Here is a 12,524-nt window from a genome sequence, read left to right as displayed (position 1 = left end):
ATTGTGGCTCGCTCAGGGTTTCTGGCGACTGTTCAGAAATTGACAATCAAGTGAATAATGCCTGCAAATCGGTACTTTTACTGTAAGTATGTGTAGTCTTACAAAAAGAATTTCCGCAATTCTAGGCTTGCACAAGAACTGGAATTGTAAATTTATTATATTTGTATGCGTAGATTCACGCACCGAGAAATCCGGAATCGGAAATTAGGAAATATAGCCAGCGCCTGAATGGTTAGGAGGTGCTTAGTTGCTGAAACTCATGAGATCGATTTTTTCTTACTTCTTCTCTCTTCCTTCTTCTTTCTTCTTTCTTCCTTATACCTTCAATTGATGCCCCAAATTTTGATATTTTTGTCGATACTGCCGCTAATAATAGTTTCACTATCGCTGCTAAAAGTAAGACAAGTAACAGAGGTTTGATGTCCGCTGAGAGTGTGAATATGTTCGCCGGTACTTGCATTCCAAAATTTGATATTACCATCGGCACTAGCACTGACAACAGTGAGTCCGTCGGGACTAAAGGCGATCGCATTTATCGAGTTAAAATGCCCTGCCAAAGTGATTGGACTATCTGGATTCGATAGCTGCCGCAGTTGAATGTTTCTGTCCCAGCCACCAGCCGCCAAAGTCTGCCCGTCTCGACTGAAAGCCAGACAATTCGCATCACCTTTAATTGTTTGGGAGCATTCTCTGCTGCGGAGGTTCCACAGCTTAATTGTACCGTCAGAACTGCTGCTAGCGAGAGTTTGTGCGATCGGGCTAAAAGCAAGACTAACAATTCCTGCTTTATGAGATCCCCAAGTTAAAAGATTGCCAAAGGTACAGATTAACTTTCCCGTCTCTAAATTCCAAATTTTGATAGTAGTATCTGCCGAACCGCTGGCGATAACTTGACTGTCGGGACTGATGACAATTGCGCTAATTTCCGCTTCATGTCCGAGGGAAGTATGCTGCAATTCTCCTCCCTGCCAAATTTCGATCGCGCGGTGTTTCGGAGTATTTCTGCTCCTCACAAAAACTTCGCTTTCTTTGGAAAGGACAAAAGTTTCTTGAGCGCGGGGATATTTGTCAATAGTATAGAGTATTTCTCCTGTATCTACATCGCAAATTCTAATTATTTTCCCGTGCAAACTCGCCGTGCGATCACCTCCCGGACTAATTGCAAGATTTGTCCCAGTTTTCACACTGCGGATGCAGTCAAAAAGCTTGTAAGGGATGAATTCTTTTAAAGCTTGGCGCACTAGAGGTTCTGTCCTCGATCGCAAAATTAAATAAGCAACTCGCTGCACTTCTGCTGCGGGGTCAAGCAGCGCCTCAATTGCTAAATTTAAACCAGCGCCTCCGTATTTAGGAGCATCTTTAACAGCCGCAATCCGCGACTCGATACTAGGACTGTTGAAGCGCTGCTTGACTCCGGCAATGCCTCCCAAAACAGCGGCGGCGATCGGGATTTGACTTTGGCCGCCGAGGACGGCATCATATTCTCTGGGTTGGTTAGAATTGTCGGCCATCATACGATTTTAGATTTTAGATTTTAGATTTTAGATTTGAAGAATTGGAGGATTGAAGAAAGCGAACTCACGGATGAATCTGGGGAATTGTTATCGGATACTCTGTGGTGATTTTCTGAACATATGAATCCGGGGGCTTGTAACCTGGCTGCTTTCGGTGACGCTCAAACCTCGTTTAAGGGCGCAAGTTCTAACTTATTGACTGTTGCAGTTTATAGTATTATAATCAAATCAGCGTTTCACACAAAAATCCGAAAGTGATATGTCACACTTCACAACGATCAAGGTTCAGATCAAGAACGGCGAACTGCTACATCAAGTGTTGGAAGAGTTGGGTTATCAAGTAGAGTGCAATGTGCAGGTACGGGGTTATCGGGGTGACAAAACTAATGCCGAGTACGTGATTCGGCAATCCAATGGTTACGATTTGGGTTTTCGCCGCAGCGGAGAGGATTACGAATTGGTGGCGGATTTTTGGGGCGCTCGAATTAATCAGCAGGAATTTGTCAATTCAATCAGTCAAAAATACGCGCGCAAAAGTTTGATGGCGGCGGTGCAGTCAGAGGGTTTTCATGTTGAAGAAGAGGAAACTTTGGCAGATGGAACGCTGAGAGTTGTAGTGGGTAGATGGGTTTAAGACTCGCGTTTGATTAACTCGTTTTTAGGTATCAAGAGGAATCACCATGTGGCGATCGCCGATCGTACTAATTATCCTCGCGCTTGTAGTTGGCATTGTTGGCGCGATCGCCCTTGGAGCATACCGCTGGCATCTCGGTACCAAGGAACTGCGAGCCAATCTAAAATCTGCACGCTTGCCGATTAAACCTCTGACATTTGATGCGCGGGAAATCGCCGATTTATCTCAGCCCGTGCAGCGCTACTTTCGCGCGGTGATCAAGGATGGACAACCGCTAATTGCAGCAGCGCGGATTTCCCACGAAGGCACGTTTAACATGAGCGAAACCGCAGAAAAATGGAGCGCCTTCAACTCAACTCAACTCGTAATTACTCAGCGCCCTGGCTTTGACTGGGACGGGCGAATTGCCATGATCCCCGGTATCAATGCGTTTGTTCATGATGCCTACATTTCTGGCGAAGGCATCCTCCATGCGGCGCTGCTGGGCCTGGTGACTCTGGCGGATATCCGCGGCACTCCAGAAGCTGCACAAGGGGAACTGATGCGCTTTTTCGCGGAGGCTGCTTGGTATCCGACGAGACTGCTGCCGAGTCAGGGTGTTCGCTGGGAGGCGATCGACAATTCTTCCGCCAGAGCAACGCTACAGGATGGCGACACCGCTGTTTCCCTGGATTTCCGCTTTGATGAAGCGGGGCTAATCGCCAGTATCCGCGCCGAGGCCCGCGCCCGTACAGTTAACGGTGGGCTGGTGTTTGCGCCCTGGCAGGGCCGTTTCTGGGACTACGAACTGCGAGACGGTATGCGGATTCCGCTCTCCGGTGAGGTGGCGTGGCAACTGCCTGATGGCTCGCTATTGCCCTACTGGCGCGGCCGCATCACGAATGTTGCCTATGAGTTTGCACGATGATTCTAGTTTGTGTTGTGAAGTTGCTTTGCGATTGTTAGATGAGTACGATCGCGCCGATCGCCAGTGGATCGATACTGTACGAGTTAAGATAGATGCTGCTGTTGCCATGTCCGAACATACTCAACCGATGGAGGGCGAAACCTTTATTGCAGGAATTTGCGATCGTTTCCGGCAAGTACGCGAGAGTAAACAAGGCTATACTAATTGAAATGCTTGTATGATAGTTGCATTCAATTCCTGCATTTGCTGACTTCCTAACTCGCCCAATCGTCTCAGTATTAATCTCTGTTCAAGACTGACAATCCGAGTTACTCTAACTTTAGAAGATACTTTTAATCCCGTGCTGGGAAATTCGGGATCTGAAGCATTTAAAGCAAATTCATCTAAACTTAGGCTAGAGACATTTTGCGAAGAAATGAAGCAGATCGTAATTTCATCTATGGTTGAACTTGCCCACAGCACTAAAGCCGGACGTAACTTTTTATGACTCAAATCTGTAAAGGGAAATTCAGCTAAAACAATATCTCCTTTTTTTAGCTTCACTAAATTGGCTCTCCATCTTCAAGGGTGTAAATATCAGGTTCGTCGTGCAGGAATTGAAATGCTCCTCCGCTTTGGGCTAACTGGGTTATTTCCACAGTAGAAGGATAGGGGATGTTATTAAAGAGTTTTGCTTTTATTAGCAATTGCTCGTCTTCTGAGAGTGTCTGGATGATTTGTACTAAGGATTCAATGAGTTTTGTGTTCATAGCTGAAAAAATCTGGGGATATTTTATTTTACTTCAACAAGGCAACCTTCGATGATTATAACAAAACAACTAAGAGCGGGAAGCGAAGCTATCCCGTAGGGAATCGCCCGATCCAGTAAAATTCGGAGATAGCAAAGATTTACTCCTCGAAGTCCACCTGCTTAACCTGCTCTAAAGGTAGATCTAGCGCTTCTGCAATTTGCTCGTCGCTCAAGCCAAACTGCCGTAATTTATCTATTGTTTCAATCTTAGTTTGATTTTTGGTTTCATCGTACAAGTCGGGAATTTCCTGCTGACTTTTATCGGGGGTAGGAGTAGAGGAATTAGGACAATTGTTAATGTAGCTAATTTTGTTACTATTTTTAATAGTATTTTTATTACCAAGATTTATATTATGATTTATTTGCCTTTCTATAACGGATTCAAGATTACTTTTTTTAACAGGTTCGCCAAAGATTTCAGATAACATTTGCAAAAGCTCGTAACTGGCTTTTTTAACGTGCTGGGAGCTATAACCATAAGTTTCTGCAACGTCAGCATATCTTTGACGATTCAGTATGCCTGCGATAATCCTCCGCTGCAAGTTATTTAGACGTTTACCTGTGTTGGTATAGACAGCTTCATCGACAAATTGCAATATCTGAGGACTGTCCATAGGTGGGATGGTGAGATAGGTATGGTTACTATACCAAACTTTTTCCAACTTTTTCCAACTTTTTGAGCTTCGCATCCCAATTTTAGGAAGTTCCAACTTTTTCCAACTTTTTTTACTTTACATTTTTTGTGCGATCGGTCTAACCTCTATAGATAGGATGTATGGAGAAAAGGTACAAGCTTTGGGATTGAATATTATTGACGCTGGAGGGTACTTGATTCAGGTTCCATGACTAGAGAGTCGGGGTTATCTTGGAAACACGCGGTATGTAGCGGCTGCCTGAGTTTTTGGTGGTGCCCCTGCCAGCACTCCCTTACCTTAAGTTTTTTTAAATCATCAGCAGATTCAAGTCTGGTAGTTACATTTCAATAATATGGATTTAGTTCCCTTTCTCCAGGCAATTCCTTCAGTGACTAACCCTTTAACATTGATTACGTTTATCGTAGTTGCGCTCGTTGCGACTTTGCTGATTGTCCTAAAGTATACTAAGGGCTTAGAAAAAATTCAAGAACTGCTTTTTGGAACACACCCTGGTTCTCTCCAACAAGGTGAGTTTGTCCGAATTGTCAATAGCGTCATCTTCGCTCTTTTGGCAATTACCGCCATGCTGTTCGCGTTACTAGCATATGACTACTCCATCAATCTGCAAAAAACTCAAACTCAGACTGGTCTAGCTTGTTATGGAGCAGCTTGTACAGAGAGAGATCCCAAGGATGCTGGCTGTGATAAAGGAGTAGATACGATTACATAAACAGTGGCTAGTTTCCCAGAGCTGGGTGAGAAGTTCAAGAACTTGAGATTGGAGATGAGACATTCTTCTAGATGCAATGCTAGTTGGATAAAAGCACCGCAAGTGATAGGGGCAACGATCTACTTTGAGGATAATATGGAAAAAGATATCAGCCACTAAAGATCCAGAATGATGGTATCGATGATGCACATTTTACCAATATGTTTTTCAGAAATATAGATAGTCGAGGCTGCATTGAGTACCCTGGTAAAGAACCTCAATGCACGGGTTTTGTAAAAGGTAATAGCTAATAATTAATAACTACAAAGCAGCATTATCTCACTTTTTGGGAGCGGGCGGACGAACAATCTTGGTGTAGTAACAATTGTATATTTTTAGCGATCGCCCTAACCAGAAAACCAAAGTGCGATCGCCCGCAACTACCAAATCGTTTCAACGTGAGGAATATCATACCGCCGCCCGATCGCATCTTAGTTTCGATCGCGCGGCAATTGCTCGATCGCCTGGATGATGCAACGATCGGTCAAACAACCGGACTGAGTATTGAGGATGTGCGGAATTTGCGATCTGCTCGAAATTAGAGCCAAGTTATCCACCTGCTTTCAGCCACCCAAAAACCTGCTCCACTGTCAAATCTAATGTTAAAAAACTTGGCACGGGCAACCGATCTTGTCCCGTTAACTCAACAGGTTCTCGTCCGGGAATAAATGCTAAAATAAACCGTTCCTCTGGATCGATTAACCATCCGAGCTGAGTCCCGTATTTCAAACAGTGTAAAATATTACTAATCACCTTAGTTGCTTTCTGGTCTGGGGATAAAATTTCTACTGTCCAGTCGGGATGAATTTCAAAGGAATTCGGAACTTCGCCATCCGCTTCAAAAGTGATTCTATCCCAAGCAAATACTGTAGCATCAGGTACAATAGAACGCCCGCCAAAAGTACAGCGCAATTCGGGAAAAGCAAGAGCAATTCGTTCTGTTTCCGCAACTAGATTAACAGCGTTGCAAAACTTGAGTTGCAAACGAGAATGTTTGCCTTGAGGCATAATCTTTTGGTGAATGCGTCCGTTAATAAATTCACTCGCAGGTTGAGTTTCCGGTAGTTTGAGGAAAGCTTCGAGAGTGAGAGAAATTGGAAGTGCTGCTGTCATCGCTTTGAATTCGGTGTCATTGCCACTCTCCCATAATTTTATCATTAACTCTATTCTATGTTTGTAGGCCGATCGACCTCACCCTCACCCTCATCCTCCAGAATCTCACCCAAATAGCGCTGCACAAACTCCCGCGCTGCATCTATATCGAGCAACTTTAACGCCACAACCATCTTCACAAGCGTGTCTCCAGTTGGATCTATCAACTCATTAAACCAACGATAGACAACAGAACTTCGCACACCCATTGCGATCGCCAATTTGTTTTGGCTAATGCCATAGGTGTTCAGCACAACTCTCAAAACTCGACCAGCTTTTCCCATGCACCCCATGATGCCAAGGGATGCCCCAACCGTAAATAACTACACATATGTAGTTATTGCAGTATGATATAGGTAACTACACATATGTAGTTATTGGTGGATTTTGAAGATGAGGACTTCCCAATGGCTAAAGACTTTCTAACCGAACCGCCCAACGACATCCAACAAGAGGCCGAGCCCACGGACGATCGAGAAAACCGGGAACCCTTGCGTATCATGGTTGTTGGCTCCCGCCAAGGCATAACCGCCGTAGTAAATTGGCTGGTGCGACTAGGTTTTGCCCAAATGGCAGACTGGAGCGACTTGCAGCGTGCACCGAATACGGGCCAGTGGATGCGCGTGCTGACAAAATGGTTGCAGAAGAATTGAAGCTACTGACGAGTAGGGCGATCGCATTTCCTAAACCTGATGTTTGGGAATCGTGCGATCGCGCGGCAATTGCTCGATCGCCTGGATGATGCAACTATCAGTCAAACAACGGGACTCAGTATTGAGGATGTGCGGAAATTGCGATCGCCATGAGATTTCTTTGCCAACAATAATCACAACTGCAAAGCCCCAGACACCTTGGCATTTTTAACACTTGAAATCCGAATCAAAGACCCTGATTTTACAGCAATCTTAGGTTTCCATTCATAAACCCCATCGCTAGTAGCGCGGTTGGCTATGCTTTCAACCGACTTATTCTCTTGATACAGCTCAATCTTGACCTCATCCTCAATATTGTCTCTCCACAAAATCAAATAAGGTTTATTGGCTTCCACCTGCACTTGGACTGCTGGCTGAGCCACCAATATTTTTGGTGAAGCTGTCTGAAATTTTCTATTCCTAAATCCTAAATAGTGCGGCAGTTCCCGAGTGGCAATATTATTCGATTGAGGCAACATAATCTCCCCGACTTTAGGATTGAATAGATAAGTTGAGAGTCCGCCGTCGATCGTCACTATATCTCCTTTCACTCCGAATTCTCGCATTAACTTAGCTGCTGCATCTAATGTCGCTTCATTAACTGTGATAATTGCCAGCAATTCATTACCCTTGCGACCATCTTTGTCCAGCGTACCGATGACGTGATACCTATTTGCCGGATTTTTAGATATGAGTTTAGCTGGATGGTGCTTGTATTCGTAAGTAACAACTGCATTTTGTACTTCTTTTTGATTCAATGGCTTTCCTGTTTGCGGTTCGTAATTTGTGATATATGCTTCTCGATCGTTCCACACCAAAGCTTTCAATCGAACATTTTTATACTGCCCATCTTTGGGTTTCTTGACGGGGCCGTAGAGGCCGTTACCGCCAGTAATAACTTGACCGTTGAATTTGATAGGAAAAGATAGCTGCGTGCTGCGTTGGTATTGTTCAAAAAAAGAACAATTAATCACGGAAAAAACATCGTTACCGTAAAGCTTTTTGTATTCTCCTGTAACTTCAGAGAATAACTTGCTCTTAAAGAAAGGACTGTAATATTTGTTTTCTCCCTGATAATACAATCCTTTATTGAAAGCCATCCGATCCACCTCTCCAATTAGCTGGTCTATTTGCATTTTTTGGACGTTAATAACTTGCAAATAAGCCAGATTTCCGTTGGGTAGTTCTTTTTTGTACAACTCTGCACCATCTCTGGTATCCACAGGTTGAAAATAACTGACTGGGCTGGAAAGTTGTTCGATCGCAAAATGTGCAACTGCTGCCACAATAGCAACAGCAAAAATCATCAAAAAAAACGGCAATATTTTTTTGATCGCATTCATAAATATTAATTTGTTTCAAGACCACAAACCAAACTATCTTAAAAATAGCTTATACGCCGGATTTTGACTCTCATCCCCATAGTGATAGCCCAGCGTATCCAAAAAAGCCTGCCATTCCTGCATCTCATCGGGCGGGACTTGAATTCCCACCACAATTCGCCCGTAATCTGCGCCGTTATTTCGATAGTGAAAAACGCTGATATTCCAGTTAGGGCTCATCGAACCGACAAACTTCATCAACGCACCCGGACGTTCGGGAAATTCAAAGCGATAAAACAATTCATGATCGGCCAGCATCGAACGCCCGCCCACCATATGCCGCACGTGCAATTTCGTTAATTCATCATCAGTTAAATCCAAAGTCTTGAAGCCACAATCTTCAAAACTTGCCGCTATATTCACCGCATCTGCACGGTTTTGAATTTGTACACCGATAAAAATATGTGCCTCTTTCTCATCTGCAATTCGATAGCTAAATTCAGTTAAATTGCGCTTTCCAAGACATTCGCAAAACCTGCGGAGACTTCCCGGTTGTTCGGGAATTGTGACTGCAAAAATGGCTTCGCGGCGTTCGCCAAACTCGGCTCTTTCTGCTACAAAACGCAGCCGATCGAAATTCATGTTCGCGCCGCAAGCAACAGCAATTAATGTTTGTCCTGCGATTTGTTCCCGTTCCACGTAAGCTTTCGCACCTGCGATCGCCAAAGCGCCAGCAGGTTCTAAGATCGATCGCGTATCTTCAAAAACATCCTTAATCGCCGCGCAAACATCATCCGTATGCACCAAAATAATCTCATCCACATACTCCTGACACAACCGAAAAGTTTCCTTCCCCACTTCCCGCACAGCAACGCCGTCAGCAAATAAACCCACCTGCGACAAACGCACCCGTTTACCCGCTTTCAGCGATTGATTCATTGCATCGGAATCCACCGGTTCGACGCCGATAATCTTAATTTCCGGCCGCAACCGCTTGACATAGGCCGCAATTCCCGAAATCAATCCACCGCCACCAATTGCCACAAAAATCGCGTGAATTGGTTTTTGATGTTGCCGCAGAATTTCCATGCCGATCGTACCCTGTCCAGCAATCACGTATGGGTCATCAAAAGGGTGAATAAAAGTCATACCTTTTTCCGCCTCTAATTGGCGCGCAAAGGCGTAGGCATCATCGTAAGCATCCCCATGCAAAACTACCTCTCCACCACGGGCTATCACCGCATTTACCTTCACCTGCGGCGTAGTTACGGGCATGACTATGATCGCGCGAGTTCCCAGGTGGCGGGCGGCGAGGGCGACTCCTTGGGCGTGGTTGCCGGCGGAAGCTGCAATGACACCTTGTGCTAGCAAATCCGGTGACAGTTGCGCCATTTTGTTGTACGCACCCCGCAGTTTGAAGGAAAACACCGACTGCATATCCTCTCGCTTCAGCAAAAGTTTATTGTTGAGCCGTGCTGATAGATTGGGGGCTACTTCTAGGGCTGTTTCTTGAGCAACATCGTAGACGCGGGCGGTGAGGATTTGTACTAGGTAATCGCAAAGCATGAGGTTAGCAGGTTGGTTGATGCCGGATGGTGGGATAATTGTACGGCACTTGTGCGATATTTAGGTTGAAATTTTGGGGAGAAGGATAGTTCGATCGCCAAAGTTACCCTAATTCAATTCCTTTAATGCAATATCTCGGTTAGTTTTAGCCTCTTGATAATCTGGGTTAATTTCTAATGCCTTATCAAAACTGGCAATTGACTCTTGATAGCGCCCTAGTTCAAGTAGAGCAATACCGCGTAAATTCCACGCTTCGCATGAATCAGGCTTGCATTCAATAGCTCCTTCATATTGTTGTATCGCTTGTTCATAATGACGGGATTCAATAGATGAATTCCCTGCTTTCATGTATAGTACATATAGCAATGCTTGAAGCTTAAGATCGATTTCTTGTGGCGGTTCTTCAGATATTTTAACTAATATATTTTTTACTATCCAAAGTAGTGACCCTGGCTGAGCCCTATTTAGCTCTAGAGAGCTGCTAATAAATTTGGAGATAATAGTAGTAGATAGCTCAAACACGCCAGAACCCCAATCAAAAAAATCGGGAGCACGACGTATAATATATTTAATAGCAAAAAGTGGCAGTATAAAAACAAAGCAAATGTTACCCAAACGATCGCGAAAAATTTCCCGTCGTTGATTGAGGTGACTGAGAATAGCAGGTACTGTATCTAAATTATAATAATCACCATCACCACCATATCCTGGTTTGATATAAGGTTCCAGTGACTTTTCTAGTCCTTGAATGAAGAGAATGTTTAGATCGTTGCGATCGCCCCGATTTGCAACAAGGTCATACAGATTATCAATTGGTTCTGTCAATTTTAAAACTGCTATTTTTTTATCAGATAAATCTTCTTGCACCCTATAAATTAACTCAGTACCTTCTGCCGGAGAGCATTGCACAAACACAATACCGAACCCTTTAGTTCGTTTGAGACATCGCAATAAAGCCCGATAGACTCCCTCTGGGCTAGTGTCAAGTGCTTGAGTAGAAGAAGATTGACTCATGATGGTAATTGCCGAATTTTGGCAACTGCAGCTTGAAACTGCTCGATTTCTTCAATCAAAGGATGAACGTTGTACCAGCGTTTTAGCTTACCCTTATCATAATAGCGATATTCCAACAAACAGCGGGTGAGCAACAGGCGCAGAAACTGTTCGTTATTGTTTGCCTGCTTTGTGCAATAAACAGCAGCCAAAATTTCCCACTGATGTTCTAGAATTGCATTGAGATAGGTTTCTCGTGTTTCTGCAATTGCCCTTTGCACTGCTTCAGCGCTAATTGGTAACTCGTCCGTCCAGTTGACAGCGATTCGGATCATCTGCATCAAATTCCTCGCGTGGCCACCACTCATGATGCAAAGCTGGTTTAATGTATCTGAACTATCGAACACAGCGGGAAGATCTAAACCGGCCACACTACCATCCATAGTTTGAGTCAGTCTGGAGTCGATCACCTCCAGCCGCCGACAGATAATTTCCCGCAATTTGCCTAGTCCATTTGAGTTGACTGTACCATCGGGATTTTTCACCATCACCATCGGTAAAATATTAGTCTTTTCGTAGTTATCTTCAAGCTGTGTCGCCCGTCCCGAATATACCATTGCGATCGGAACCGTATAGATTACATGACAGGTCAAGCCCCGCAGAATTTCACTCCGATTTAAGTAAATTTCGTCATAATTGCTGGGAGTTCCTTCCTCTTTAGTTTCTGCGATTCTATCCAAATTATCGGCAATCATCACAATGCCACGACAGTCTGTAGATAGGGATTTCTCAGCTTCTTTGATGAAATCATTCAGGGCATCTACCAAAGACGGAGTATTAGCATTAATTTTCTGTCGCAGTTCGCGTCGCTTATCTGGATTTGCTCGTAAATTTGCCGTAATTTTGCCAAACTGGGCAACTTGTCCCTCTAAATTTAAACCTTCAAATGATAGTTCTGTCAGTGCCAAATCTCTGAGAGATTCGCCTCGATTTTTCAGCCAATCTAGTAAAGGGTTATGGTTTTGTAGCTTGATCGCTTCTACTAGATGCCGAGTGCAAGCAAACAATATGTCGGCATACTCCGCATCCTGGGGTTCAATGTCCTCATCATCTGCTGCAAAGTAAACCACAAAATACTTCTGTTGTTCTAGGTATTCCTTCAAGCGCAGAAGTTCTGTGGATTTTCCTACTCCTCGGTGGCCGGAGTAAAGCTGGCAAGTCGGTTTCTTCGATCGGGTAATCTTTCGGCCTAACTCCCGTACTACTTCCCAACCACCCCGAACTTCTTGACAATCCACATAAGCCTCTTTCGACGGAGGCTGAAATGGTTCAAAGGAACTGTAGATTTCAGTTAGCAAATCTAGCGTCACCAGCTACCTCAAGTAAAATTGTTTCACAAGCACCAGTATAATCTACAAGGTATTGAATGAGGATAGAATTTTCGGGATTAGCCGATCGACTCAAATCTAGCAATAGACATCTCCAAAAATAATTAAAGCCTTTGTGTAACGCCGGCTGTATGACGTAAATGCAATCATCCTAAATTAGCG

General features: G+C 44.2%; 15 protein-coding genes and 2 pseudogenes. 7 read left to right on the top strand and 10 right to left on the bottom strand.

The window, feature by feature from the left end:
* Positions 1-323: 323 nt before the first annotated feature.
* Positions 324-1,514 carry a WD40 repeat domain-containing protein gene (locus tag QUA78_RS25535; protein ID WP_333302785.1) on the bottom strand — a complete coding sequence of 397 codons (1,191 nt, stop codon included), beginning with the start codon at positions 1,512-1,514 and terminating at the stop codon, positions 324-326.
* 259 nt (positions 1,515-1,773) lie between these two features.
* Here QUA78_RS25535 and QUA78_RS25530 point away from each other — a divergent pair, with 259 nt between their 5' ends.
* The 3 genes from QUA78_RS25530 to QUA78_RS25520 are packed head-to-tail and all read left to right on the top strand — an operon-like array spanning position 1,774 to position 3,263.
* Positions 1,774-2,148: a DUF1257 domain-containing protein gene (locus tag QUA78_RS25530; RefSeq protein WP_333302787.1), complete on the top strand. Its 375-nt coding sequence runs from the start codon at positions 1,774-1,776 to the stop codon at positions 2,146-2,148.
* Between the two features lie 46 nt (positions 2,149-2,194).
* The gene (locus tag QUA78_RS25525) at positions 2,195-3,055 is read left to right on the top strand and encodes a DUF6920 family protein (protein ID WP_333302789.1); all 861 of its coding nucleotides are present in this window, start codon (positions 2,195-2,197) and stop codon (positions 3,053-3,055) included.
* Complete coding sequence (locus QUA78_RS25520; RefSeq protein WP_333302791.1) at positions 3,039-3,263, top strand: hypothetical protein; 225 nt, start codon at positions 3,039-3,041, stop codon at positions 3,261-3,263. Before QUA78_RS25525 ends, QUA78_RS25520 begins: the two co-directional genes overlap by 17 nt.
* Here QUA78_RS25520 and QUA78_RS25515 read toward each other — a convergent pair.
* The 3 genes from QUA78_RS25515 to QUA78_RS25505 form a co-directional block, all read right to left on the bottom strand.
* Positions 3,251-3,598, bottom strand: coding sequence for a type II toxin-antitoxin system PemK/MazF family toxin (locus QUA78_RS25515; protein WP_333302793.1), 348 nt, complete (start codon positions 3,596-3,598; stop codon positions 3,251-3,253). The two genes, QUA78_RS25520 and QUA78_RS25515, sit on opposite strands and share 13 nt — an antisense overlap.
* Positions 3,598-3,804, bottom strand: a complete 207-nt coding sequence (locus QUA78_RS25510; RefSeq protein WP_333302795.1) for a hypothetical protein — start codon at positions 3,802-3,804, stop codon at positions 3,598-3,600. Before QUA78_RS25510 ends, QUA78_RS25515 begins: the two co-directional genes overlap by 1 nt.
* 139 nt (positions 3,805-3,943) lie before the next feature.
* On the bottom strand, positions 3,944-4,459 hold the full coding sequence (locus QUA78_RS25505) for a hypothetical protein (protein ID WP_333302811.1): 516 nt from the start codon (positions 4,457-4,459) through the stop codon (positions 3,944-3,946).
* A 409-nt stretch (positions 4,460-4,868) separates the two neighbouring features.
* On the opposite strand from QUA78_RS25505, the gene QUA78_RS25500 reads away from it, so the two are divergent.
* Both QUA78_RS25500 and QUA78_RS25495 read left to right on the top strand, forming a co-directional pair.
* A complete protein-coding gene (locus QUA78_RS25500; RefSeq protein WP_333399093.1) occupies positions 4,869-5,210 on the top strand; it encodes a hypothetical protein in 342 nt (113 codons plus the stop codon).
* A gap of 473 nt (positions 5,211-5,683) precedes the next feature.
* A pseudogene (locus QUA78_RS25495) lies at positions 5,684-5,791 on the top strand (Rpn family recombination-promoting nuclease/putative transposase); the annotation flags it as partial.
* 7 nt (positions 5,792-5,798) lie between these two features.
* Here QUA78_RS25495 and QUA78_RS25490 read toward each other — a convergent pair.
* Together QUA78_RS25490 and QUA78_RS25485 are read right to left on the bottom strand one after the other, a co-directional pair.
* Positions 5,799-6,407, bottom strand: coding sequence for a Uma2 family endonuclease (locus QUA78_RS25490; RefSeq protein ID WP_333302800.1), 609 nt, complete (start codon positions 6,405-6,407; stop codon positions 5,799-5,801).
* A gap of 5 nt (positions 6,408-6,412) precedes the next feature.
* A complete protein-coding gene (locus QUA78_RS25485) occupies positions 6,413-6,685 on the bottom strand; it encodes a helix-turn-helix transcriptional regulator (protein ID WP_333302802.1) in 273 nt (90 codons plus the stop codon).
* Positions 6,686-6,808: 123 nt separating this feature from the next.
* Here QUA78_RS25485 and QUA78_RS25480 point away from each other — a divergent pair, with 123 nt between their 5' ends.
* Complete coding sequence (locus QUA78_RS25480; RefSeq protein WP_333302803.1) at positions 6,809-7,054, top strand: hypothetical protein; 246 nt, start codon at positions 6,809-6,811, stop codon at positions 7,052-7,054.
* 54 nt (positions 7,055-7,108) lie between these two features.
* Positions 7,109-7,207 (top strand): annotated as a pseudogene (locus tag QUA78_RS25475) (Rpn family recombination-promoting nuclease/putative transposase); the annotation flags it as partial.
* 20 nt (positions 7,208-7,227) lie between these two features.
* Here QUA78_RS25475 and QUA78_RS25470 read toward each other — a convergent pair.
* The 4 genes from QUA78_RS25470 to QUA78_RS25455 all read right to left on the bottom strand — a co-directional run bounded on the left by QUA78_RS25470 (position 7,228) and on the right by QUA78_RS25455 (position 12,344).
* On the bottom strand, positions 7,228-8,436 hold the full coding sequence (locus tag QUA78_RS25470; protein ID WP_333302805.1) for a hypothetical protein: 1,209 nt from the start codon (positions 8,434-8,436) through the stop codon (positions 7,228-7,230).
* A 33-nt stretch (positions 8,437-8,469) separates the two neighbouring features.
* Positions 8,470-9,981, bottom strand: coding sequence for a threonine ammonia-lyase, biosynthetic (gene ilvA, locus QUA78_RS25465; RefSeq protein ID WP_333302806.1), 1,512 nt, complete (start codon positions 9,979-9,981; stop codon positions 8,470-8,472).
* A 108-nt stretch (positions 9,982-10,089) separates the two neighbouring features.
* Positions 10,090-10,995 carry a tetratricopeptide repeat protein gene (locus QUA78_RS25460; protein ID WP_333302808.1) on the bottom strand — a complete coding sequence of 302 codons (906 nt, stop codon included), beginning with the start codon at positions 10,993-10,995 and terminating at the stop codon, positions 10,090-10,092.
* On the bottom strand, positions 10,992-12,344 hold the full coding sequence (locus tag QUA78_RS25455; protein WP_333302810.1) for an ATP-binding protein: 1,353 nt from the start codon (positions 12,342-12,344) through the stop codon (positions 10,992-10,994). Before QUA78_RS25455 ends, QUA78_RS25460 begins: the two co-directional genes overlap by 4 nt.
* Positions 12,345-12,524 lie beyond the last annotated feature (180 nt).

The sequence above is a fragment of the Microcoleus sp. K4-B3 genome (assembly GCF_036704615.1).
GTDB lineage: Bacteria > Cyanobacteriota > Cyanobacteriia > Cyanobacteriales > Microcoleaceae > Microcoleus.
The sequence above is the reverse complement of the archived record's forward strand: the minus strand, read 5'-3'. Positions and strand labels throughout refer to the sequence as shown.

Bases quoted from the DNA above. Each gene is read 5' to 3' on its own strand.
- QUA78_RS25535 (WP_333302785.1), bottom strand. From the start codon at position 1,514: ATGATGGCCGACAATTCTAACCAACCCAGAGAATATGATGCCGTCCTC.
- QUA78_RS25530 (WP_333302787.1), top strand. From the start codon at position 1,774: ATGTCACACTTCACAACGATCAAGGTTCAGATCAAGAACGGCGAACTG.
- QUA78_RS25525 (WP_333302789.1), top strand. From the start codon at position 2,195: ATGTGGCGATCGCCGATCGTACTAATTATCCTCGCGCTTGTAGTTGGC.
- QUA78_RS25520 (WP_333302791.1), top strand. From the start codon at position 3,039: ATGAGTTTGCACGATGATTCTAGTTTGTGTTGTGAAGTTGCTTTGCGA.
- QUA78_RS25510 (WP_333302795.1), bottom strand. From the start codon at position 3,804: ATGAACACAAAACTCATTGAATCCTTAGTACAAATCATCCAGACACTC.
- QUA78_RS25505 (WP_333302811.1), bottom strand. From the start codon at position 4,459: ATGGACAGTCCTCAGATATTGCAATTTGTCGATGAAGCTGTCTATACC.
- QUA78_RS25490 (WP_333302800.1), bottom strand. From the start codon at position 6,407: ATGATAAAATTATGGGAGAGTGGCAATGACACCGAATTCAAAGCGATG.
- QUA78_RS25485 (WP_333302802.1), bottom strand. From the start codon at position 6,685: ATGGGAAAAGCTGGTCGAGTTTTGAGAGTTGTGCTGAACACCTATGGC.
- QUA78_RS25480 (WP_333302803.1), top strand. From the start codon at position 6,809: ATGGCTAAAGACTTTCTAACCGAACCGCCCAACGACATCCAACAAGAG.
- QUA78_RS25470 (WP_333302805.1), bottom strand. From the start codon at position 8,436: ATGAATGCGATCAAAAAAATATTGCCGTTTTTTTTGATGATTTTTGCT.
- ilvA (WP_333302806.1), bottom strand. From the start codon at position 9,981: ATGCTTTGCGATTACCTAGTACAAATCCTCACCGCCCGCGTCTACGAT.
- QUA78_RS25460 (WP_333302808.1), bottom strand. From the start codon at position 10,995: ATGAGTCAATCTTCTTCTACTCAAGCACTTGACACTAGCCCAGAGGGA.